Origin of the sequence: Riemerella anatipestifer, assembly GCF_035666175.1 — a bacterium.
GTDB classification, from domain to species: Bacteria; Bacteroidota; Bacteroidia; order Flavobacteriales; family Weeksellaceae; genus Riemerella; species Riemerella anatipestifer_D.
Genome location: NZ_CP142016.1, coordinates 1,284,928 through 1,308,981 on the forward strand (window position 1 = coordinate 1,284,928; position 24,054 = coordinate 1,308,981).

The window sequence follows — 24,054 nt, forward strand, 5'->3', positions numbered from 1 at the left end:
TTTTTAAAAATTAATATTTAAGATTTGTTCTAATTTCTGATAAGCTATTTGATGTTTGTCTTTTTTCATTTTTGACAAATTAAAAAGTTTCCATTTTACAGAAGGCAGATTAGAAACTACTTGGCTGTCCAACCCCAATAAATCCCACTGTGGCGTTTTATTTTTAAAACTCAACAAGAACTTTTTTTCTTCTAAAGTTATATTCTTTTGTATCAATTGAACTAGCTGAACACGAGTGTCTTCCAACTCTTGTAAAGTGATAGGACTATCCGTCATACGCTCAAACTCCATAGCATATACTTTTGAAATATCTTTAAAATGAGGCTGTAACAGTTCTGACATAGGACGCTGATGACTGATAAGAAAAACCAAAAATGTTTTTCTTAGGTTGGTTGTAAGTCCTTCATTTTCCAAAAGTAATTTAACATCAAATAAATCTCTTGGGTGCTGTCGGTCTAATGCAGCACATAATTTACCTGCATATAAATCGGGCAAAGAAGCTACTTGCATTTCTACATATCCAAATTCATTTTCTGCTCGCTCGCAAATCTCTTTTTGTTCCACAGGGAAAACAGTTTCTCTTATAACAGGAGATAATTCCACTTTGATTCGGATTTCATTGAGTTGTAAAATCAATCGCAAAGAATTATCCTGCTGTTTCTGCGTTTCCTGAACACGAATCCCTGCAATATTTTGTTTAATCTGTTCGCTCAATCGAGATAAGGCTTGACGAATATTTTTCAAAGCCTCCTCTCGGCTTTCAGAAGGTAGGTATAACAAATCAATATCTACTGACAGACGAGGAAGATTTCGATAAAACAAATTGATGGCTGTACCTCCTTTTAAGGCAAAACATTTTTCCGTATGGAGCAAAGGTAATACTCTTACCAATAATTGTACTTGTTTATAATAGAGCGTGTTTTTAATCATTTTATAAAATTTTTGGGTACAGTGATTAGATAGTTTTTGTCTAATTCGCCACCTTCTACCAGCATTCGTTTTCCCGAACCTAAATAGACATTTTCAGTTTTTAACCTTGTAAACCATACATATTTATAGTGATTTGCTAAAAACAAAAACAATCGCTTAACGCCAATATGTGTACAGGCTTCTAATAAAACTTGTAGCTTTCTTGGTGAAAGTGAAGTCATACCTTGCATTAGTTCTGCGGCGTGTTCAAAAGAAACTTCGTTAGGCACTTTCCGTAAAACTTGTAATATCGCCATTTCTGGACATACTGCTTTTATTTGTGTATCTTCCCAAGGAATTGAAACCGTATATTTTGCCATTTCTTCTTTGTCCATATTAGCAAAAATTTCTCTTTGAGAATTTTTACAAAATTTAGCTTTAAGAACATACTCATTGCACCATTGAGGTACATTATCATCACCATATAACATAATTCGTTCTGTTCCTGACACAGGAATATAATGCGTATATCCCTTTAGTTCCAAGGCGGTTAGCCCACCTACAAGTAAGTCGCTTTTCATTATATTTTGCAAGGTAAAAACGATACTTTGCCAAGAGGTGCTTTTTTTGGCTCCTCGTATGTAGATTCCTCTCTGTATAGATTTTAAATAGTCAGATTTGACTAAGTTATCTAAAGTATGTTTTCCTAAATCCATTGTATCTCGTAGCCAATCTCGTGTTACTATAAGTCCCTCTGGTATGATTTTTTCTATCTGATTTCGTATTTCTAAGCCCATTTTTAATTAGTTTACATTTTGTATTAGATAGCGGCGTTTTTCGCCGTTAATACAAAGATATGTAAACTAAATAAGAAAAATGACCATTTTATCAAATTTTTTATTTATTTGCATTACTACTCATTTTTTGAGTATTAACGCAAACATTTCAAAAAAGTAAGTTTAGATGTTTATCCATTAACGGCATTTTTCGCCGTCAAATACTTATTGTTTAAACCTGTTATGCTTTGATTATTTTCCTTTTCCTTTTTTATTTTTAGAGCGAGGCGGAAACTCAAATGAGGTAGAACTGTCTTCTTGAAGAACCAAATAAGCATCAAAACTTTTTCCCGCCTTACTTTTTAATCCTTTTAAAAGCGTTGTTTTTCCATTTTCCAGCAAAGCCATTATCGCTTCATCATTTACCTGTTTTCCGCAAACATTTCTGAAAAATAACCACTGACAATCTTCTTCCATACATTTAGCAACTTTCTTGTATAAACGAACACTTTGTTTTTTACAAACAGGACAAACCAATGCGGGTGAAGCAATTCCTTCGATTTCCGTCGTTAAAAAATCTTCTGTGATTTTTTGGGTATAGTCTTTCATCGCTTGTAGGAAATTTTCTGGAGGGAGTTGCCCTTCCTCAATTTCATTGAGAGAGGCTTCCCATTCACCCGTTAATGCCACATCAGCGATTTTTCGGTCTTTGACCCATTCATAGACTTTCAACCCTTTTTCGGTAGGAATTATGCTTTTCTTTTGGCGTTTGATATAGTTTCGTTTAAGCAAAGTTTCTATTATTGTCGCTCGGGTAGCAGGAGTTCCAATACCTGTGCCTTTGAGTAGTTGCCGTTGATTTTCGTCTTCCAAATCCTTTCCTGCCGATTCCATAGCCGACAATAAAGTCGCTTCTGTATATAATGCTGGAGGGCGGGTGGTTTTGGATAGAATTTGACTGTCCATTACTTTTAAAGTATCTCCTTTTTGTAGTTCGGGAAGCTCTTGCGGAATTTCCTCTTCTTTTTCTATTTCTGAAAAAGAGCCATTGACTGCCCTCCAACCTGCAGATTGTATCGTACAACCTTTGATTTCGTAGTTTTTATAACCTGCTTCCACAGTTATTATCTGCGTTTCCTTGATACAAATTTCCGATACCGCTTCTAATAAACGCCCGGCAATCATTTTGTAAATGAGGGCTTCTTTCTTAGGGAGTTCGGTCGGTATTTTGTCAGTAATGAGCAGTCCGTGATGGTCGGTTACTTTAACATCATTGACGATACGCTTGGTAAGAGAGGAGTGTCTGAGTTGTTGTGCATATTTTGCATAAGTCTCATAATGCTCTAATTGCTGAATCAATAAAGGAATTTCTGCCCATACATCTTCCGAAATGTATTTACTTCCTGTCCGAGGATAAGTGATGTATTTCTTTTCATACAAACTTTGAGCGATGTTTAGGGTTTCGTCTGCCGAAAAACTATATTTTTTATTTGCCTCTTTTTGAAGTGCAGTTAAATCATAGAGTAAAGGCGGTTGCTCTTTTACCGTTTTCTTTTCTACGGAAAGCACTTCAGCATTTGGATGGCGTTCTACGGATTTTTTCCATTCTTCTACTTCTTCTTTTTGTTCTGTTTTCAGAGTGGAAAGACTATTAAATTTGAGGTGTCCTTTTTGATGCACTAACTGCAATTGCCAATACGGTTTTTTCTCAAATTGGGTATGCGTGAGGTATCGTTCACAAACCATAGACAAAGTAGGAGTTTGTACCCGCCCGAGGGAGTATACACCGCTTCCAGCGGCGATACTCAGGGCTTGGGTAGCATTGATGCCTACCAGCCAATCGGCTTGGCTACGCATTTGGGCAGCGTGATATAAAGGGTCAAATTGCTTTCCTGGACGGAGTTTTTCAAAGCCTGAAAGAATGGCTTTTTCTGTGAGTGAACTAATCCAAAGTCGCTCAAAAGGTTTTTGACAATTTAAGTAATCATAGATGTATCGGAAAATTAACTCTCCTTCTCTTCCTGCATCGGTAGCTACTACAATTGAATCGCATTGCTCAAATAAAGTTCGTATCACTTTAAGTTGTTTTAATACGCCTGCATCTGCTACATATCCTTTATCTTTTCTCACTTGGCGGGGTTGTAGTTCAAACGGTTCTGGAAGTATGGGAAGATGTTCTTTTTGGAATCCTACACAACCATACGCTTCAGGCATTGCCAATTGTACTAAATGACCAAATGCCCAAGTAACGGCATAACCATTACCTTCTATATAACCGTCTTTTTTATTATTAGCCCCTAATAAATGAGCAATTTCTCTGCCTACACTGGGTTTTTCCGCTAGGATTACTTTCATAGATTTTTGTTTTTAGATAAATGAATTGCATCAATATCGCCATCGCCCTACATTTTGCGTCCACTTGTAGCTTTTTTTGTAGGCGTTTTAGGCTTTGCCGTACGCTTGGTTGTAGTCGTAGTGGTTTTCACTCCTTTGTTTGTCGCTTCTTTTTGGGTTTTTGTTGTAGTTTGAGTGGTAGTTGTCGTCGTTTTATTTTCCTTGGCTTTTTTGTTGATTTCTTTAGCCTGACGTGTTACTTTATCCTCTTTTTGTTGTTTATTAGGATTTTGGAAAGTGAATTTAACTTTCCCTGTATCTTGGTTATATGTAAAGTAACCATTATACACTTTCCCTGTACCCTTACTTTCTAAACCTTCCAAGTACAGCGGTTTGCCTTGCGAAAAAACTTTGTATTGTTCTTCGGTAAGTTTTCTACCTCTTAATTCTTTGGGAGCTTCTTCAAAAGTAGGTTGGGTATTGATTTTCTGTGTAAGATTCTCATCAAACAAAAATGTTACATAACGCTTTTCTGCATTGAATTGTACATTTGCATTAAAGGGTTCGCCCTTGTTTGAGATCATTCCTTCTAAAAACAAGGGTTTACCTTCCATAAGGGTTTGCTTTTGTTCTTCATTAAGTTTGATTCCTTTGATTTCATCAGGTATTTTGATGTATTCTTGACGCAAAGCAACAATTTCATTCGTCAATTCATCAATACTAATAATAGAGGGGATTTTTTCACCCGTTTTTACATTGGTAAGCTCTACCACGCGTCCCATATTTCCTGTCTTCAATAGGTTTTCTTTATCTTCTTGGGTAAACTCATGCCCAAAAAATGGATAATCTAATTGAGGTTCTTTACGAATTCCGTGGATAGCGACACTTACTTTACCTTCGTTATCTTTTCGTAAAGATAAACGAGCATCAAAACGAGTAACAGCACTCCCTAAATTCATACTAATAGGTACCAATCGGTCGGTTTTATAACCTTTTAGTAACGGTTCTAATAAGTTGCGTTTTTCTAAATACTCTTTTGAGAGTCCTAAGCTGTTCATCGTATTCCAATCAATATCGTCTACTTCGTAACGATGTTTTTGTTCTTGGGTAGCCTCATCGGCAGTATTTTGCGATGGGGTTTCATTGACCTCTTGGGTAGTGTTTTTTACTTCCTGAGTATCTTTTACTTCTTGGGGTTCATTGGTTTGTTCCATTGTATTTTGATTTAAAGATTGATATTCTTGTGGTTGGATTTTATAAGGCTGTAAATCCTCTGGCGTGAGCTGAACTTTTAGTAGATTGGGAATGGGAATTTTGAAAAAAGAAAAATGACTTGGATTTTTCACTTGTCTTAGAAAATTACTAAAGAAGTTTGAGAGTATATTTCCGTGAGGATCCACCTTCATAAAATCTTGTTCGTGTGCCGGGACTGGAGGAACGGTTTCTAACTGCCCGTCTTTATCCAATCCTTTTACGGCACGAATCTGTTGTTCCTCTTGGTCATACACAAGCAACAAATCCGTCCATTGCTCTTCTGCAACGGACGTATTCTCTTGTGGATTTGTTTCAGTGGATTCATTAGCCATAGTATATTATTTTTTGATGGTTTAAATTCAATTCATTAAACTTTAAATCTTAAAAATCGCAGAACGAAGATAGAAGCTGTCTATTAGAATTTAATACGGCAGTGTTATTTTGGCTTTGATTGTCCTTTTTTGGCTTTTACGGGGACACTAAAGTGCTCTCTAATGAATTGGTGTACATCTGATAGTTTGTAGTAAATTTTTCCAGAAATTGTGTAATAGGGTAGTTTGCCTTCAGAACGATAACGCTGCAGAGAACGAGCGGATATTTTAAAAGTTATCATTAAATCTTGATTGTCGAGTAATTCTTCTCCTTCGATGGTACTTCGTTTCTTTTCAGCTTTTTCAAAGCGTTCTGCAAGTAGATCGAGGCGGTCCATCAGTCGCTCCATCCACATTACAAATTCCATTCGGTCGATATTCATAACGGGTAAGTTTTAGTGTTTTATTTTTGATTGAGTATTTTTTTCATAAGTTTACCAATGCTTAATTGCTGTGGATTTTGGCTGTCCACAATCAATAATTCTTTGGCTTTGAGTTTTAGGATATAGTTTTTCGCCGTTCGTTCCTGCACCCCCGTTAAGGCTTTAATTTCTTGCACCAATTCACTATATTCCCATACTTCTTTCTTTCTAAATAGAGGAGATACGAGAGTAGCTAATTCTGTGGTCTTGTCTTTCTTTTCAGTTTTCTTTTGAGTACCACAATAACGGTGCATTCCACTCTCTGCCTCCCATCGAAACAATATCTTAGGCAATTGGTTGGGGTCCCCTTTACGAATTTTTTTCGGTAAGACCACAGAGCAAGCACTGGCTCGGTCTTGTTCTACCGAAAGCACCGCAGAGGCTTTTCGTTGTAGCTCCGACCCTAAATGCCCCCGAAGTTTTAATCCTCCTGGCGTTAGGTGTAATACACATACCATACAGGTTTGATAATGCCCTGCCAATGCGTACAATTCCTCTATCATTTCAATACTTTCACTTTCATTATTGGCGGAACTAATTAAATCGGCAATACCGTCAATGACTACCAGATGAATCCCTGAATACTCGTAGTATAAAGTATCCATACATTGTCGAATGATTTTCATACGCTCTTTTCTTGGAATTTGAGTAAGACAATAGGCTTTAAAATTTAAAGGCATCGCATCGAGCTGAGCTCGTTTTAGTAATATGGAAATGTTGTCGTACAATTGATCTGCGGATTGTTCCGTATCGAAAAATAAAACTGCTTGATGCTCACAGTAAATTACGCTAAGCCCAAGTAAGTCTATTGGATTTTTACCTTGATATAAACTCCCTGCAATCATTGCAGCCACATAATGACTTTTTCCCGTTCCTTCACCTCCTGTAACCCCTAAAAGACTACTTTGCAATCCGATAGCTGCTCCTTTTAAGGTGATGATAATCTTTTGCTTGGCGGGTGGTTGATGCCATTGAATTTCACAGGATTGTAATAGTGAAAGCCCTTGCTGATATTTTTTTTGAAGCATTTTCAAAAACAATGTTTTTAAATCCTTAGCGGTATAGCCTTGCTGAAAATAGTTCGATATGTCTTTATCGTCTTTAGTTCCTGATAAAGGAAGTTCTAATACCTCTACCAGATCCTTTAATTTTTCTAAATGACTTTGTACCGCCTTTTTTCCTGCCTGATCCACATCATACAATAATACGATATGACGAAAGCGACCTTTTAAAGATTGAATGAGAGAGATGGGAATATGACTATTTTCACTATTGAAACAAATGGCTGAAAAGCTTTTTGCATACAAACTCATCACATCTTTTTCACCGCCCGTAATAAACAAAATATCATCACCATCTAACGGTAATTGTTCCAATCCAAAACAATAATCCGTAGCGATACCTGCATATAGAAAACGATGTTTGGAAAGGGGACGATAGATTTTTATAAGTTCCGCATTCTGATATGAAAAAATGGGTTCATCATCATTGGATTCTATTCGATAGGGTTGTCCTTTTTTATTGATGCTTTCAAAAGATTGCAAGGATTTTACTCCAAATATATCTAAAACTGTTTTCGTTATTCCAAATGTTTCCCAATAGTCAAGTTCTATTTTACTGAAGTTCTTATCTACTATCATATAGGGACGATAGCTGGGCGATTCGATAGTTGTTGCGGGATTAGCCTCCACTTTGATTTTTCTTTGGGGGCGTTTAAGTTTATTAGAATAAGAAATATCTAATCCTAAACTTAAATCTTGATTGATAATTTTTAGGATTTCTACAAAGTCGTGAGGCTGTGTGCAATCCAAACCATATAAATAGCCAACTAAGGAAAAACAATCGCCATTAAAATGAGGATCCCCAAAATCTTTAATCCGATAGATGCCTGTTTTTTTGTCCTTGTAAATATTACAAGAGGGATTTTTATCATCATAAAAAGGGTTTTTAAAGTTTTGTCCCACTTTCCAATTCCCTGAAACATAATAACGAAATACTTCCAGTCCGTCATTCGTTTTACTTAATAGGTCTTCCTTTTTTAACATACGAATGTGCTTTTTGGGTTAGGTTTTCTAAATAATCCTCTGTACTTTTTACTACATTAAATTCCATAAGTTTTCGGATACTTCCCAGAGTGTAAAAGTATTGTCCGTGAACTTTAGAGTAAGTGATTTCATTGTTCTGTCGCATACGCCAAAGTGTTTTTTCGCTTAAATGGAGGTATTGGCATACTTCGTGGTTATTGAGCCATAATTGGTCAATAATTTCTATGGACTGGGATTGCTTTTGAATATACTCCCGAATAAATTGAATCTCTTGGCGTAATTGCAGCCATTGGTTTTCTTCAATAGTGATTAGTTTCATTTCTTCTGATTTTATCGTTTATCTGGGGACAAAGTTCAGAAGACTCAGGCGATGATAACGCCAAGTTTTACCAATGGGTAGATAGAAATTTAACACATTTTAGCACATTTTGCCTATGCCTTAATAATCATAAATTTAGAGCAAAAAAAAAGACGCTTAAAGCGACTGATAATCATCTTGAAGTTAGTAAAGTAAGTAGTGAGAGTGTGGTTTGCCAATGGGTAGTTATGGGCAAAGGTCATTCAGCCCCTTAGAAGGCTGGTCATTTCTTAAACATTTTTATCCATATAAGTTTCTAAGGAATTGACTAATTGATTTAAAAATAAAGTTCTTGAACCTGAACGACTTTTCATACGATGAAAGGTGTGGTGGACATCTTGTAATTCAACTTTGAATAAGGCTTGAAAAGTTATAGCGATTTTATTTAAACTAATTTGTCCACTTGAGATGGCTTTTGCAGCGTGAAGAGCATAGAGGAGTTCAACTAAAGCGGCTTTACTTTCCGTCCAATGAATCGGACGATGGTTTTCGTTGGCGATTTTATCAAATTGCGTGGTTGTGCGAAAGTGAAGGTATTCGTAAAATAACTCTCTGCCAATAATTCGAGCCGTTAAATAATCATAGTAAGTTGAAAACCGTCGATCTAAATCAAAAGCGTGATTTTCTAACCCTTCTTGAAAAAGAAAAGAAGACCTTAAAAAATATTTGTGGTCTTCATCCGTTCTCCCTGAATAATAATAAGTATAAAACGCATTGGTTTTCAAAAAATGATTGTGCCTACTTTTTAGTCTTTTTTTTTCTTTAGTGAAATAATCTTCATAAATTTTTCCTTTTGTAGTAGGACGAATGATTTCCATTTTGTAAATACGATTGTAGTACATCAACTTTCCATAAATATGAGGTTTGATGTTTCTGAAGAAATGAATTTCCTCCTGTTTGTCATTAAATCCTCTTTCAAGGATATAGTTCCTTGTTTCTTCTAAAACTTTGGATAGATAGCGAATCATTTCTAAGGCTTCGGGGATAATGGTTTCTACATGTAATGTTACCTTTTCCTCTTCTTTGTAAATGTCTTGAAAGACTTTTCTGAAATACTGTTCCATATTGCTTAAATATTTAAATTAGTTGTTACAAAATTACGGAACTATCGCAGAAAATCCTTTGGTAAGGAAAACATATCTATCAACTTACATTGCTTCGCCCTGCACGGTGCAAGTCGGCATCTATAGAGGAGCACGCTTGCACCGTGCAGGGCGAGGCAAAGTTATAAGAATTTTGTGAAAAAGTAAATATATCGTACCTTTGTCGTATTGAGTTCCGATGAAAATCAATGAAATCAAAAGAAGCAAGTTGAGTTACTAATTCGTTACCTGAAATTGAAAAAATGCTTATAATTTTTTATATATCAATAACTTAATAAATTAGTGTGAATTTTAAAATAAATAATTTTTGCAGAGAAGCCTTGCCTAAATAATTTGGCAAGGCTTTTTTGTTATAAACTTAATTCACTACCTTTGAACTTTAATTTAATCTAAATTAGTTAAAATGCTAGACATTAAATATATAAGAAGTCAATTTCCTATTTTATCTCAAAAAGTTAATGGTAAAGATTTAGTTTATTTAGATAACGGAGCGTCTTCGCAAAAGCCTATTTCTGTTCTACAGGCTTGGGAAAATTATTACAAAGAAATCAATGCCAATGTACATAGAGGTATACATACTTTAAGCCAATTGGCAACCGAAGCAATGGAAGACGCTCGTAAAAAAGTTCAAACTTTTATCAATGCGAAGCACGATTATGAGGTGATTTTCACTAGAGGAACTACGGAATCCATCAACTTAGTCGCTTACGCACTTACGCCTAATATCAAGCAAGGTGATGAAATCATTATTTCTTACCTAGAACATCATTCTAACATTGTGCCTTGGCAGATGCTGTGCCAAAGAACAGAGGCAATACTAAAGGTAATTCCTATAGATGAAAATGGCATACTACAAATAGATGTTTTAGACGAATGGCTTTCTGAAAAAACAAAATTAGTATCGGTAAATCAGGTATCCAATGCCTTGGGAATTATCAATCCAATAGAGGAAATTATAGCAAAAACGAGGCGATTATCAGACGCTTTAATATTGATAGACGGAGCACAGTCAGTGCCGCATTTTAAAATAGATGTTCAAAAATTAGACTGTGATTTTTTTGTGTTTTCGGGACACAAAATGTACGCTCCTATGGGGACAGGTATTCTTTATGGCAAGGAGAAATCTCTTAATTTTTTAGCTCCATTTCACGGTGGCGGAGAGATGATAGCCACTTGTTCTTTTGAAGAAACCACCTATGCTGAACTTCCATTTAGATTTGAAGCGGGAACTCCTAATGTGGGAGGTAATATTGCTTTAGGAGCTGCAGTAGATTTTATGACGACAATAGGTCATGACGATATACAAACTCACGAAAATCAACTGATGCAATATGCTCAAAACCAACTAGAACAAATGGAAGGCGTACATATCTATGCAGAAAAAGCGCCTAGAGTTGGTGCTATTTCTTTCAATCTTGATGGCGTGGGCATAGCTTCTGATGTAGGTATGATTTTGGACAAAATGGGGATAGCCGTAAGAACTGGACACCATTGTACACAGCCTATCATGAAGTTTTTTGATATAGCTGGTACAGTAAGAGCTAGTTTTGCGGTTTATAATACCTTAGAAGAAATAGATATTTTTGTAGAAGGATTGAAAAAAGCACAAAAAATGTTGAGGTAATTCAATAGTTATGCGACATCCTATAAAAAATAGATTTTAAAATGATAGATTTTTTAAAAATCGAAAAGACTTTAAAAGAAAAGTGGAAAATTGATATTCCATCATTTTGGATTCCTTTGGATGGCCCAATTGATGTAAATTTAATTGATGAAATATGTTATTTTAACTACACAGAACTAAAGGAAAATTATGATATCAAAGAAATTGAAAATTTTATTCAGTCACAAAACGAAAATATAATTGTGCTAAATGATTATAATGAGAAATTTGTTTTGGACAAAGTTGAATTTGATAATATTTCTGGATCAGATAAATTTATAACAAATGAAGGTGCAGATTGGGTAATTTATATAACTCATGAAAATTCTATTGCTTTTGCTGGAAAGACAATAGTTTCAGAATTAAAAAAAATGGAATAATTTTGAAAAAATGAAAAATCCTTGGGAAAAATAGGACGTCGCATAACAAGGTATTGCCAAAAGCGGGGCTAAAGTGCTAAATTCAAAGTTTGTAATTCTATCATCGCCAAAAACTAATTATATTCGTTTTTTTAGTAAATTTATCTCATATAAATTCGTTTTGGCTAGCCTCAGTGCAAAATCGAAACTTCTCGCTTCGATTTCTCCGCCTTCGGCACCCCAAAACGTTAGCTGTAATGGTATGAGCACAACACTACTAAAGAATATAATTTTTTATTTGTTTATTATTATTTCAGGATTGTTCACATTAATTCCTTATGTGATCTTTAGTGTCTACGAACTAGATTATGCAATGAATATTAGTTTTAATAATAAGTATTTAATTTTAATATTTGCAGTAATTTTTTATTTCTTATTCAGAAATAAATTATTTAACTTTAAATCTGATACTAAATTTTTCAAACCTATACTCCGAGTGTGCTTATTTATTTTTGGAGTATTTATTATATGGATGTTTTCAATTTCAATAATTACGGGCTCAAGTCTTATTTTTAATTCATTATTTGGAAAACAAAAAACAATAAATGTGAAATCAATAGTTTTGGACACAGAAAAAACAAAATCTAAAAATGGAACAATACATAACTATATAACTATAGAAATTCCAGAAATTAAAAGAAAGGTCAAAATAAAAGTTAAAAAAGGGTATCAAATAAATGATATTTATACTGACACTCTAAAACTTGGAAGCCTGAATATGGTTTATAAATACAAATAAAATACTTCTGCTAACATAATATTTGCAAACGGCGGGGTTAAGTGCAGGATTGAAAATCCGCCTCTGCTTTTCCCTGAATAAGAAATCACTCTATTTTTTCTCGCATTTTTTCAACCCATTTAAAGGCTGCGGGGCAGATTTCTATGTTTTTAATTGTAAGATGATTGATTTGGTAAATCTTCTTTCTATCCGTATGTGGAAACTCTCGACAGGCTTTGGGGTGTACTTCATAAATCATACAAGTATTATCAGAGAATAAAAACGGACAAGGCAATTGCTGTAATACCCAATCATTATCTTCGTCTATCCTTAGATATTTTTCTTCAAACTGAGTGGGTTTTAGTTTTAAAAATTTGGAAATTCGCTCTATATCTTGTGTTGTAAAAAGAGGACCTGTGGTTTTACAACAGTTGGCACAAGACAGGCAGTCTATCTCATCAAACACTTCATCGTGAATTTCTTGAGTAAGATAATCTAAATTTTTAGGTGGTTTTTTCTTGAGTTTATCTAAGAATTTTTTATGTTCTTTATGCTTCTGTTGAGCATTTTGTCTATTAAGTTCCAAATCCATAGTGCAAATTTACTAAATTTGAACATCACAATTCATAGCATTGATATCAATAATGGAAAGCTTAATCATCAGAGAATATCAAGAAGAAGACAAAGATAATCTTCTCAGTATTTTAAAATTAAATATTCCTCATTTCTTTGCAGAAGAAGAACTAAATGATTTCAAAATATATCTCGAACAAAAAATTGAATACTACTTTGTGGTAGAATACAAGGGCAAAATAGTTGGTTCAGGAGGTATTAACTTAGAACATGATTCTAAAATTGCAAAAATAAGTTGGGATTTTATAAACCCTCAATACCACGGTTTAGGTATAGGAAGAAAACTTTTAGAATACAGAATTGATATAATAAGAGTAATGCATAAAGATTATAAAATTATAGTGAAAACCTCACAATATGTTTATCAGTTTTATGAGAAGAATAGTTTTGTATTGGAAAGCATTATAAAAGATTACTGGTCACAAGGATTTGATTTGTACTTAATGGAATATAAATTCTAATTATCTCAATTTAAAAACTTATATAAAAACAAATAACCTGCAAATCAATTTGATTTACAGGTTATTTAGTAGCCCGTAGGGGAATCGAACCCCTCTTGCAAGAATGAAAATCTTGAGTCCTAACCGATAGACGAACGGGCCGCTATAATTTTATTAAGCTAGCTTATTAACATGCTTAGTTAACTTACTCTTTAAATTAGCCGCTTTATTCTTGTGAATAATATTTCTTTTAGCAAGCTTATCTATCAAAGAAATTACCTTAGGTAATTGCTCTGATGCAACTTTTTTATCTTCTTCATTTCTTAATACCTTCACAGCAGTTCTAGTAGTCTTGTGATAGTATCTATTACGAAGTCTTCTAACTTCATTCTGTCTTATTCTCTTAAGTGCTGATTTATGATTTGCCATAACTTTCTAAAAACTTGGTTGCAAAAATATGCTTTTTTTTTAAATTACCAAAATTATTTCAAAAAAAATTAAATTTAGTAGCCTATAGGGGAATCGAACCCCTGTTGCAAGAATGAAAATCTTGAGTCCTAACCACTAGACGAATAGGCCATCTCAGTTTTGGACTGCAAAAATACAGCTTTTTTTGAAATTACAAAATTTTTATCAACTATTTTATAACTTTTTCTACAACAACATTTTTAACACCTTTATTTTCAATAGATTTCATTTCAGAAATAGCTTCCTCCAAAGTAGAGAATTTACCATAGGTATAGTAAAATTTACCGCCATTTCGGTTTCTTTCAACATTATTCAATGTTTTAAGTATATAAGAATCATTCCCTAATTTTTTGTCTGTAACAGCCACTTCTAAAGTATAATATCCCTGTGCTAATTTCTGATTAGGCACAAAACCTATAGCCACAGCATTTCTAAAACCGGCATCTTTTGCTGTTTTCACATTAGCATCTTTTATAGAAGCATAATTTGTAGTCCCATAATAATATTTATAGAAATTACCTTTTTTCATTGTAAAAACATAATTAAGCCCTTTCAAAGCAGGATCTCCCTCATTAAACTTATCAGCAGAACTCATCAGCAGAACTCTAAAATCATTTTTTAGTGGTTGCTCTTTAGGTTTCTCTGGTACATCATTAAAACTAGGTCTTCCACTTGTCTTATCATGAAGCTTTTTATATGCTACTACTGCATTATATATACTTTGAACTATAGCTTTTTGTCCAGAATCTGAAGATAAATAGGCTGCCTCATCATAATTACTAATAAACCCCATCTCTATAAGTACCGAAGGCATAGCATTTAACCTTAATACATGAAGGTTTTTCTGTTTAACTCCTCTAGAAAATCTTTTATCTTTATTCACAAAGTTATCCTCTACAAAACTTCCGAAAATAAGACTTCTTTCCAAATATTTTTGTTGTTGAAGTTTAAGGGCTATCAAAGATTCTGGCGTTTTAGGATCATAAGAAGCGAATGTTTGTTTATCTTCTTCATCTAGAAAAATAACATCATTTTCAGACTTCGCTACCTCTAAATTAGCTGCATTTTGATCTGGCCCTTGCACAAAGGTTTCTGTGCCATAGGCACTACTTTTTGCCGCATTACAATGTATAGAAATAAACAAATCAGCCTTAGAACGGTTAGCTAAATTGGTTCTAGAAGTTAAGTTAGGATATACATCTTCTTTTCTTGTATAAATTATTCTAAGATCTTTGTTTTTTTCTAGCATTTCACCTAACTTCAATACTACTGAAAGAGTAACATCTTTTTCTCTTACTGTCCCCAAATCACTATAACTTCTGTAAGCACCGTGGTCACTCCCACCATGCCCAGCATCAAGAACGATAGTGAATTTTTTCTGAGCCGTTATAGTTACGAATAAAACACTAAAAAAAAGTGCTAAATATTTTTTTATGGGAAATATATATTTAATCGTGTTCATTTTTGATAAATTTTACTAATTTTGAAGCCAAATTTTCAATATAAAGCATTGGCAAAAAACAGCTCCAAAAATACTTTACTTATTTTAATTATCCTAATTTTTAACAATTTTTTAGCACAAAATACCCCTCGTACAAACGCTAAAAATATTGAGGATAAATCTGTAAAAAAGGACAGCCTATCCCCTCGTAAAGAATCCCTCGAGGGTACCGTGAAAATGCAATCCGAAAACCAAAGGAATGATGTTCAAAAGAAAATGACTTACCTTAATAAAAAGGCTAAAGTACAATATTTGGACATGACTATAGAAGCAGATTACATATCCATAAACTGGGAGAACGGAGATATTTTTGCGAGAGGAGAACAAGATGAAAATGGAAAAATCATAACTCCCGCCACCTCTACCCAAGCTGGTAAAAAATACGAATATAACGAGGTTAAATTCAACTTTAAAAACAAGAGAGCTATTGCCTACAATGCTAGAACTGAAGAACAGGAAGGTGTTATTGTGGCTCAAAAAACAAAAAAGGTAAACGACTCCGTTTTCTTTATGCGAAATGGGGTTTACACTACTGATGAGTATTTTTTAAAGAAAAAAGACAGCCTTGCAGACTACCATTTAGCAGCACCTAACATCAAATTGATTAAAGGAAAAAATGCCTCAAGGGTAATTACAGGGCCTATACAAATGTACATAGAGCAAGTACCTACCCCTTTGGTAATGCCATTTGCAATACTCCCCTTTTCTGACAAAAGAACCGCAGGTATCTTAATCCCAAGTTTTGGAGAAAGGCAAGATGTGGGGTTTTTCTTAAACAATTTTGGCTATTACCAGCCCATAGGCGAACATTTTGATTTAAAAGTCTTCTTAGATTTTTACACTAAAGGAAGTTGGAACATACGCCCCGAACTAGGCTATAAGAAAAATTATAAATACAACGGTAGTTTTTTAGCCGATATAGGCACTATTGTTCGTGGAATAAAAGGACTTAGCACCTACTCCAAATCTAATACTTATCGTATTACTTGGAGACATACTCAAGATGCTAAGGCTAATCCATTTTTTAACTTTTCTGCCTCTGTAGATATGGTTAGTAATCGTTTTTACAACAATACAATCAATAATAGTTATATCTTCAATCAAGATGTTCTTAGAACACAACAGAACTCCGCCATTAGCATTACCAAAAGATTTCTCAATCTACCTATAAGCATCACAGGAAGTGCCACTTACTCTCAAAATTTCGCCACAGGAGATGTTAATATCAGACTTCCTCAGCTCAATGTAATGATAAACCAATTCTACCTATTCAAGCCTAAAACAGGCGTAAGAACTGGTCTACTAGAAAACATTTATGTAAACACAGGGCTATCATTGGATAACTATGTAAATACCTCTCAAAAGCAAGCCTTCACAAAAGATATGTGGAGTAATATGCAAACTGGTATAAAAATCCCCGTATCATTAACTACCAATACATCTGTAATGAAGTATTTTACACTCTCTTTGGGAGCAAACTTCAATAATGTATTAACTACAAAAACTCTAAACAAAAGCTACAACCCTATAAGTAACACCACAGTAAATACCTACCAAAATAATATTGCTGGGTACTCTACTTTTTCTACTTCCGCTGGTTTACAGACCGTAATTTATGGGCAAGCTAATTTTAGGAAAGGAGCAAGGATACAAGCCATAAGACATATGGTTTCTCCTAGTGTGAGCTTTTCTTATACACCTGACTTTGGTAAATCTAATTGGGGATATTACCGAAACTTTTACGGTGCAGATGGTTCTATAAATTCTTATTCTATATTTGAAGGAAGTATTTTTGGAACACCCTCCCGTGGGCTATCTCAAACTATCAGCTTTAACATCAATAATAATATTGAAATGAAAGTTCGGTCTAAGACAGACTCTACTGGAGTTAAAAAGATTAAAATATTTGAAAATATCAATATTTCTGGAGGCTATAACTTTGCGGCTGAAAAATTCAAATGGTCAGCTTTCAATATCAGCTCTCAAAACTCACTCTTTAATAATAAGCTGAATATAAACTCTAGCCTTTCATTAGACCCTTATAAAATAGTGTTTAGTTCAGACTCCAACATAGGAGAACGAGTGGATAAGTTTGGATATTTTAACCTTCAAAATTTTAATATTCAACTATCTTATCCTCTAAGTAGTTCTTTATTCGCAAGTAAAGACAAGGACAGCCAAGCAAAGTATAAAACCAAAGGCAGTATAATGCAAGAGAAGTATTCTTTTGATGATGATAACTATGCCCATTTTGAACAGCCTTGGACACTAAACATCAATGCTAATTACAACTACTCAAAGGTTCAAACAAGATTTGGCACTAAAGTAGCTTCCATAGGACTAGATGGTAACATAAAATTAACTCCATTTTGGACTATCAGTGGTAGTACCCATTACGATTTAATTAGCAAAGAGTTAGCTTACGGAAGATTAGGCTTCTCTAGAGACCAAAGGAGTTTTACTATCAACTTTAACTGGGTACCTTTCGGAAGGTTTAAGGTCTATGATTTCTTCATCGGCATCAAAGCCAACATATTAAGAGACGCAGTAAAATACAGAGAACGTAGTTTCCCACAACAAAGCGATTTTTAATTTTTTAAACACTTCTTTTAACACCAAGAAAAAAACTTTTATATTTGCCCTCTCAAAATTTAAACTAATCCCAAACATCATAAATATCATGAAAACAATTATATCAACCAATAACGCTCCTGCTGCCATAGGTCCTTACTCACAGGCTAATATGGTAAATGGTATTTTGTATATTTCAGGGCAAATCCCCATCAATCCCAGTAATGGAGAGTTGGTTACAGGAATAGAGAATGAGGCTCATCAAGTAATGAAAAACTTGGAAGCCATACTAAAAGAGGCAGGAATGTCTTTCTCTAATGTCGTAAAATCTACTATTTTCTTGAAAAATATGGATGATTTTGGCCTCGTTAATGATATTTATGCATCTTATCTAGACAGCACACAACTTCCAGCTAGAGAGACCGTACAGGTAAGCAGATTGCCTAAAGATGTGAATGTAGAAATTTCTATGATAGCACACCAATTTTAAATGGACTTTGTTAGAAATACCATAGGAGTTTTATTAGGTCTAACCGCCGCAGGGCTTATCATCACACTAGGAGTTAGGCTGAATCCTTCGTGGATAAATTATAGCACTTTTTCTCCCTTTGAACAATGGGAAAAGGTACTATATTCTGTAAAAAATGAAAATGGATTTTTTATTGCACTGCTTTTCTCCTCAGGTTTAGCTGCCACCGTAGGTGGTGTAACTACAGCCATTGTTGTAAAATATGCCAAAGTGGCTTACGCCATTCTAATAGGCTTTATTCTTTTATTTCTAGCGATGCTAGACATCATTATTTTTCCATACCACCCTACTTTTTATAAGATAACTATATTTCTAGTATTCTTTCCATTCTCTTGGTTAGGAGGAAAAATAGTAGAAGTAATTTATAACAAAGGCAAAAAGAAGCGTAGAGCTAACACAAACTAAAAACTAGCCTTAACCTCCTCTAAATCCATAAAAATAATCGAATTTATCTTCGCTTTTTTACTTAGAATTAGCTAAATTTGTAGAGTTATTTTTAAAAATATAATACAATGAGTTACATTTCTTACATTGAAGCAAGACAAATTTTAGATTCTCGTGGTAATCCTACTGTAGAGGTAGATGTATTCACGGAAAATGGTGCTATGGGTAGAGCGGCTGTTCCTTCTGGAGCCTCTACAGGAGAGCACGAAGCCGTAGAACTTCGTGATGGTGGTTCAGAATATGTTGGAAAAGGTGTTCTAAAGGCAGTAGAAAATGTAAGGGAAGTTATCGCTCCTGAACTTATAGGTCTTCCTGTTTTTGACCAGAACTTGATAGACCAAGTAATGATAGATTTAGATGGAACTGCTAATAAAGGTAAACTAGGTGCTAATGCTATACTAGGGGTATCTCTTGCTGCTGCAAAAGCTGCTGCTACCGAACTTAGAATGCCTCTTTATAAATACATTGGTGGTGTAAACGCAAACACACTACCTGTTCCTATGATGAATGTTATCAATGGTGGTTCTCACTCTGATGCCCCTATTGCATTCCAAGAGTTTATGATTATGCCTGTAAAAGCAGACTCTTTCTCACACGCTCTAAGAAAAGGAACTGAGATATTCCACAGCTTAAAATCTATCCTTAAAGGAAGAGGGTTATCTACAGCCGTAGGAGACGAAGGTGGTTTTGCACCTACATTCAACGGTACAGAAGATGCCCTTGACACACTTCTACAAGCAATAGAAAAAGCTGGGTACAAACCAGGTGATGATATTATGCTTGCACTAGACTGTGCTTCTTCAGAGTTTTATGTAGATGGAACTTATGATTACAGAAAATTTGAAGGAGACAAAGGGGCTCACAGAAGCAGAGAAGGACAAGTATCTTACCTTGCTGAATTAACTCAAAAATACCCTATCATCTCTATAGAAGACGGTATGCATGAAGACGACTGGCAAGGTTGGAAAATGCTTACAGATAAAATAGGAGATAGAGTACAACTAGTAGGTGATGATTTATTTGTAACCAATGTAGAAAGACTTTCTAGAGGTATTAAAGAAGAGGTAGCTAATTCGATTTTAGTAAAAGTAAACCAAATCGGTTCTTTATCCGAAACTTTAGCAGCGGTACAAATGGCACAGTATAATAAGTATACTTCTGTAATGTCTCACCGCTCTGGAGAAACTGAAGACGCTACTATTGCTGATTTAGCAGTAGCTTGTAACTGCGGACAAATCAAAACAGGTTCAGCTTCTCGTTCTGATAGAATGGCTAAATATAACCAACTTTTAAGAATAGAAGAAGCTCTTGGAGAAACTGCTATTTTCCCAGGTCTTGATGCCTTTAAAGTAAAAAGGTAATACATAAAACAATCATTATTATAGCACTTATCTTTTGTGATAAGTGCTATTTTTTTATATCTTTATCGCAAAATTTAAGAAAAAATATAAAATAATTAGATTATGTCTGACAATAAAGTTTTATTAAAGTACGATGGAAAGGAGTATGAATACCCTATCGTAGATAGTATTTTAGGAGATAGAGGGATTGATATTTCTAAATTAAGAGATGAAACGGGACTTATAACCCTAGATAAAGGCTACAAAAATACAGGTGCTACTATTAGTGAGATTACTTTCCTAGATGGTGACCAAGGGGAGCTATTCTATAGAGGCTATCCTATAGAACAAATCGCAGAGAAGTCTAACTTTACAGAAGTAATGTACCTATTGCTTCACGGAGAACTTCCTCCCGAAAAACAATTCAAAACTTTTGAAGATAGTATCAAAAACTATAACTGGGTAGCAGAAGAAATGAAAAAGTTGATGGATGCATTCCCTCGCTCTGCACACCCTATGGGAGTTTTATCTTCTCTTACTTCCGCTCTTACAGCGTTTAATCCTAGAGCAGTAGATGTTAAATCTAAAGAAGATTTAGACCATGCGGCAGTGATGCTTATCGCTAAGTTTTCTCACCTGGCTGCTTGGACTTACAGAAAAAAACAGGGGTTACCTCTTAATCACGGAGATAATAAATTAAACTATGTAGAAAACTTCTACAAGATGTGTTTCCGTATGCCAAACCAAGAGTTTGAGATAGATCCTGTTATTGTAGATGCACTAGACAAACTTCTTATTCTTCACGCAGACCACGAACAGAATTGTTCTACTTCCACAGTAAGAATGGTGGGGTCTGCACACACAGGTTTATTTGCTTCTATTTCTGCTGGAGTTTCTGCTCTTTGGGGACCACTTCACGGTGGAGCTAACCAAGCCGTGATAGAAATGCTAGAGATGATAGAAAAAGATGGTGGAGATGTAGAAAAATATGTAAAGAAAGCTAAGGATAAAGAAGACAGCTTCCGTCTAATGGGCTTCGGACACAGAGTTTACAAAAACTTCGACCCTAGAGCGAAGATTATCAAGAAAGCTGCTGATGATATTCTTGGTAAGTTAGGTATACATGATAAAGCTCTGGATATCGCAATGCAACTTGAGAAAGTAGCTCTAGAAGACGATTACTTTGTAGAAAGAAAACTTTATCCAAACGTAGACTTCTACTCTGGTATCATATACAGAGCTTTAGGAATCCCTACTGAAATGTTTACAGTAATGTTTGCTTTAGGAAGACTACCAGGATGGATTTCTCAATGGAAAGAAATGAGATTGATGGAAGATCCTATTGGAAGACCTAGACAAGTTTACCAAGGTGCTGGAAAAAGAGATTACACTCCAATGAACCAAAGATAATGTAAAATATCTCTAAAATATTAAATCTTTCCTTTTTTGTAAAAGGAAAGATTTTTTTATAATACCATAATACAAATTCTACTATTAGTTTTACACCAACTTTTTCAATTCAACTTTTTTGTTTAAATTGGTTGCGTTAAAAGAGATTCACTCTCTTTGAAATTCTTTATCTCCTTTGAAATATTGATAAACAAACTTAAAAAATAATTCTATATGAAATTAAATATAAAAAACGAAACAGGTAGATTAAAATCAGTTGTTTTAGGGCAGCCACATTCTAATGGTCCAACTCCTACACTAGAAGAAAGCTATGATGCAAAATCTTATCACTCGATAGAAAATAATATTTATCCTAAAGAGGGTGACATCATTAACGAAATGGACGCTTTTGAAGCTGTTTTAAGAAAGTATGATGTAGAAGTTTTTCGTCCAGAAATTATTCAAGATTATAATCAGGTTTTTGCTAGAGATGTTGCTTTCGTTATAGAAGACAGAATGATTATCTCTAATGTAATTCCTGACAGAGCTGATGAACAAGAAGCTTACCGTAAAATATTTGAAAAGGTAGAGTGGCGTAAAATCATTAACCTTCCAGACACAGCTCATATAGAAGGTGGAGATGTTATTGTATGGAATAACTTTATCTTCATAGGAACTTGTTTCAGTGAAGACTACCGAAATTTTAAAACCGCTAGAACCAACGAATATGCTATAGAAACTCTCAAAGAGTACTTCCCTAAGAAAAGAATTTTAGACTTTGATTTAAAGAAAAATGATAGAGTTCCATATCAAGGCATACTTCATTTGGACTGTACCTTTAATCCTGTAGGAAAAGACAAATGCATCATTTATAAAGATGGCTTTGTAGATGAGAGCGATTATCATTTAATCTTAGATATTTTTGGAAAAGAAAATTGCTTTGAGGTAACTTCTGAAGAAATGTTTGCGATGTTCCCTAATATTTTCTCTATATCACCAGAAGTAGTGGTTTCTGATAAAGCTTTTACTAGAATGAATAACCATCTTCGCGACGAGTGGGGACTTACAGTAGAAGAAATTCCTTACAGAGAGATTTCTAAAATGGGAGGGCTATTAAGATGCTCTACCATGCCTCTAGTAAGAGAGTAATACACTGCAAACAAACACTTTATGTTAAAAATCATATAAAGTCACGGGAGTTTGGCACCAATTATGCATAGAATAACAAAAAAAATAAATCTATGAATTTACAAGTAAAATTGCAAAAATTAGCCAGCGAAGTGTCAAACCCCTGTGTGACTTTATCTCTAAACACACATAGAACTTACCCTGATAACAGGCAAGATGAAATAGTTCTAAAAAACTTAGTAAGAGAAGCCAAAAACAGGTTAGAGGAAAAGTTTAGCAACTCTAGAGAAATCAAAGAAGTTTTAGACAAACTAGAGGCTGTACCTGAAAAGATAAACCATGATTATAATCTAGATGGGCTTCATATTTTTATTTCTAAAGATACAGAAGAAATCATAAAAACAGCCTTCCCTGTAACCAAACACGAGACCTATGTAGACAATACATTCGCGATAAGACCTTTAATACTAGCTGTAAATAGAAGTTTTGAATACCTTATCGTAGTTCTAAAAAAAGATGGAGTACCATTATATAGAGCTACAAATGATGCCGTTTTAGAGGAAATTAAAAATGAGGACTTTCCATTCCATGAAACGCCACTTCATCCTAAAAGTGATAAAAGAAAAAGTGATAGTAGCCATGTAGATGATTTGGATAGAGAGTATTTTAATCATGTAGATAAAGCCATTTTAGAAGTGACAAGAGCTCATTCATTAAAAGTGGTGGTAATCTCTACAGAAGACAATTACAGTAAGTTGCAACAAGTTGCTGATAATAAAGATATTTATTTAGGACATATAGATATAAATTATAATGAGCTAAAAGAACATCAAATAGCAGAAGAAGCTTACAAACTAGTAAGAGAGCATAAAATCCAGCTAAGAAAAAATGCTATTGAAGAGCTAAAAGAAGCCATTTCTCAGTCTCATGTACAAACTGACTTACAAGAGATTTATCGTTCAGCTATAGATGGTAGAGCTGAGCTACTAATTATAAGAAAAGATTATGAACAACCCGTAAGAATGCTTAATGATAGAGAATTTGAATTAGTAGAAGACAGCAAAGAGGTAGGAGTTGAAGACGACATTATATCTAATATTTCTTGGGAAGTTCTAAGTAAAGGAGGACGAGTAATATTTACTTCTGATTCATCTTTTGATGAGTTTGGAAATATAGCTTTAAAAGTAAAATATTAGTATTAATTATAAAAATATAGTAACAAAAAAAACGCTTCCAAAA

At 34.3% G+C, this 24,054-nt stretch carries 22 protein-coding genes and 2 tRNA genes; 11 read left to right on the forward strand and 13 right to left on the reverse strand.

The features are described from left to right. Positions 1-3: 3 nt before the first annotated feature. The 8 genes from VIX88_RS06340 to VIX88_RS06375 all read right to left on the reverse strand — a co-directional run bounded on the left by VIX88_RS06340 (position 4) and on the right by VIX88_RS06375 (position 9,533). Positions 4-930 carry a nucleotidyl transferase AbiEii/AbiGii toxin family protein gene (locus tag VIX88_RS06340; RefSeq protein ID WP_064969539.1) on the reverse strand — a complete coding sequence of 309 codons (927 nt, stop codon included), beginning with the start codon at positions 928-930 and terminating at the stop codon, positions 4-6. Further along, positions 927-1,706, reverse strand: coding sequence for a type IV toxin-antitoxin system AbiEi family antitoxin domain-containing protein (locus VIX88_RS06345; protein WP_064969540.1), 780 nt, complete (start codon positions 1,704-1,706; stop codon positions 927-929). Before VIX88_RS06345 ends, VIX88_RS06340 begins: the two co-directional genes overlap by 4 nt. Positions 1,707-1,937: 231 nt before the next feature. Next, complete coding sequence (locus VIX88_RS06350; protein WP_214193689.1) at positions 1,938-4,040, reverse strand: type IA DNA topoisomerase; 2,103 nt, start codon at positions 4,038-4,040, stop codon at positions 1,938-1,940. Positions 4,041-4,087: 47 nt separating this feature from the next. After that, positions 4,088-5,605, reverse strand: coding sequence for a DUF3945 domain-containing protein (locus VIX88_RS06355; protein ID WP_208809425.1), 1,518 nt, complete (start codon positions 5,603-5,605; stop codon positions 4,088-4,090). A gap of 104 nt (positions 5,606-5,709) precedes the next feature. After that, entirely contained in the window at positions 5,710-6,027 is a 318-nt protein-coding gene (locus VIX88_RS06360) for a helix-turn-helix domain-containing protein (protein WP_064970382.1), read from the reverse strand. A gap of 20 nt (positions 6,028-6,047) precedes the next feature. Then, positions 6,048-8,111 (reverse strand): toprim domain-containing protein, encoded by a 2,064-nt coding sequence (locus tag VIX88_RS06365; RefSeq protein WP_064970383.1) that lies wholly within the window; start codon positions 8,109-8,111, stop codon positions 6,048-6,050. Further along, on the reverse strand, positions 8,083-8,430 hold the full coding sequence (locus tag VIX88_RS06370; RefSeq protein WP_064970384.1) for a helix-turn-helix domain-containing protein: 348 nt from the start codon (positions 8,428-8,430) through the stop codon (positions 8,083-8,085). The genes VIX88_RS06365 and VIX88_RS06370 overlap by 29 nt, the downstream gene beginning before the upstream one ends. 269 nt (positions 8,431-8,699) lie before the next feature. Further along, positions 8,700-9,533, reverse strand: coding sequence for an RteC domain-containing protein (locus VIX88_RS06375; RefSeq protein ID WP_064970385.1), 834 nt, complete (start codon positions 9,531-9,533; stop codon positions 8,700-8,702). A gap of 442 nt (positions 9,534-9,975) precedes the next feature. Between VIX88_RS06375 and VIX88_RS06380 the strand changes: the two genes are divergently transcribed. From VIX88_RS06380 to VIX88_RS06390, 3 genes are all read left to right on the forward strand, one after another. Continuing rightward, positions 9,976-11,196, forward strand: coding sequence for an aminotransferase class V-fold PLP-dependent enzyme (locus VIX88_RS06380; RefSeq protein WP_214193690.1), 1,221 nt, complete (start codon positions 9,976-9,978; stop codon positions 11,194-11,196). 41 nt (positions 11,197-11,237) lie between these two features. Next, positions 11,238-11,615 carry a hypothetical protein gene (locus tag VIX88_RS06385; protein ID WP_064970582.1) on the forward strand — a complete coding sequence of 126 codons (378 nt, stop codon included), beginning with the start codon at positions 11,238-11,240 and terminating at the stop codon, positions 11,613-11,615. 586 nt (positions 11,616-12,201) lie between these two features. After that, positions 12,202-12,393: a hypothetical protein gene (locus tag VIX88_RS06390; protein WP_127919888.1), complete on the forward strand. Its 192-nt coding sequence runs from the start codon at positions 12,202-12,204 to the stop codon at positions 12,391-12,393. A gap of 85 nt (positions 12,394-12,478) precedes the next feature. Here VIX88_RS06390 and VIX88_RS06395 read toward each other — a convergent pair whose 3' ends face one another. Further along, positions 12,479-12,964: a YkgJ family cysteine cluster protein gene (locus tag VIX88_RS06395; RefSeq protein ID WP_064970408.1), complete on the reverse strand. Its 486-nt coding sequence runs from the start codon at positions 12,962-12,964 to the stop codon at positions 12,479-12,481. 52 nt (positions 12,965-13,016) lie between these two features. Here VIX88_RS06395 and VIX88_RS06400 point away from each other — a divergent pair, with 52 nt between their 5' ends. Further along, the gene (locus tag VIX88_RS06400; RefSeq protein WP_081276916.1) at positions 13,017-13,466 is read left to right on the forward strand and encodes a GNAT family N-acetyltransferase; all 450 of its coding nucleotides are present in this window, start codon (positions 13,017-13,019) and stop codon (positions 13,464-13,466) included. A gap of 69 nt (positions 13,467-13,535) precedes the next feature. Here VIX88_RS06400 and VIX88_RS06405 read toward each other — a convergent pair. The 4 genes from VIX88_RS06405 to VIX88_RS06420 form a co-directional block, all read right to left on the reverse strand. Beyond that, positions 13,536-13,607: transfer RNA gene (locus VIX88_RS06405), tRNA-Glu, on the reverse strand. A 12-nt stretch (positions 13,608-13,619) separates the two neighbouring features. Next, a complete protein-coding gene (gene rpsT, locus VIX88_RS06410; RefSeq protein ID WP_038693773.1) occupies positions 13,620-13,874 on the reverse strand; it encodes a 30S ribosomal protein S20 in 255 nt (84 codons plus the stop codon). 78 nt (positions 13,875-13,952) lie between these two features. Then, a tRNA-Glu gene (locus tag VIX88_RS06415) sits at positions 13,953-14,024 on the reverse strand. Positions 14,025-14,082: 58 nt separating this feature from the next. After that, positions 14,083-15,375 (reverse strand): N-acetylmuramoyl-L-alanine amidase, encoded by a 1,293-nt coding sequence (locus tag VIX88_RS06420; protein WP_064970409.1) that lies wholly within the window; start codon positions 15,373-15,375, stop codon positions 14,083-14,085. 21 nt (positions 15,376-15,396) lie between these two features. On the opposite strand from VIX88_RS06420, the gene VIX88_RS06425 reads away from it, so the two are divergent. The 7 genes from VIX88_RS06425 to VIX88_RS06455 all read left to right on the forward strand — a co-directional run bounded on the left by VIX88_RS06425 (position 15,397) and on the right by VIX88_RS06455 (position 24,011). Beyond that, a complete protein-coding gene (locus tag VIX88_RS06425; RefSeq protein ID WP_064970410.1) occupies positions 15,397-18,006 on the forward strand; it encodes a putative LPS assembly protein LptD in 2,610 nt (869 codons plus the stop codon). A gap of 88 nt (positions 18,007-18,094) precedes the next feature. Then, positions 18,095-18,475: a RidA family protein gene (locus VIX88_RS06430; protein ID WP_064970411.1), complete on the forward strand. Its 381-nt coding sequence runs from the start codon at positions 18,095-18,097 to the stop codon at positions 18,473-18,475. After that, positions 18,476-18,919, forward strand: coding sequence for a hypothetical protein (locus VIX88_RS06435; RefSeq protein WP_064970412.1), 444 nt, complete (start codon positions 18,476-18,478; stop codon positions 18,917-18,919). It abuts the gene before it with no gap. 107 nt (positions 18,920-19,026) lie between these two features. Beyond that, entirely contained in the window at positions 19,027-20,319 is a 1,293-nt protein-coding gene (eno, locus tag VIX88_RS06440; protein ID WP_214193691.1) for a phosphopyruvate hydratase, read from the forward strand. Between the two features lie 102 nt (positions 20,320-20,421). Further along, positions 20,422-21,708 carry a citrate synthase gene (locus tag VIX88_RS06445; RefSeq protein WP_064970413.1) on the forward strand — a complete coding sequence of 429 codons (1,287 nt, stop codon included), beginning with the start codon at positions 20,422-20,424 and terminating at the stop codon, positions 21,706-21,708. Between the two features lie 213 nt (positions 21,709-21,921). Next, complete coding sequence (locus VIX88_RS06450; RefSeq protein WP_064970414.1) at positions 21,922-22,836, forward strand: dimethylarginine dimethylaminohydrolase family protein; 915 nt, start codon at positions 21,922-21,924, stop codon at positions 22,834-22,836. 92 nt (positions 22,837-22,928) lie between these two features. Beyond that, positions 22,929-24,011 (forward strand): hypothetical protein, encoded by a 1,083-nt coding sequence (locus VIX88_RS06455; RefSeq protein ID WP_064970415.1) that lies wholly within the window; start codon positions 22,929-22,931, stop codon positions 24,009-24,011. Positions 24,012-24,054: the final 43 nt, after the last annotated feature.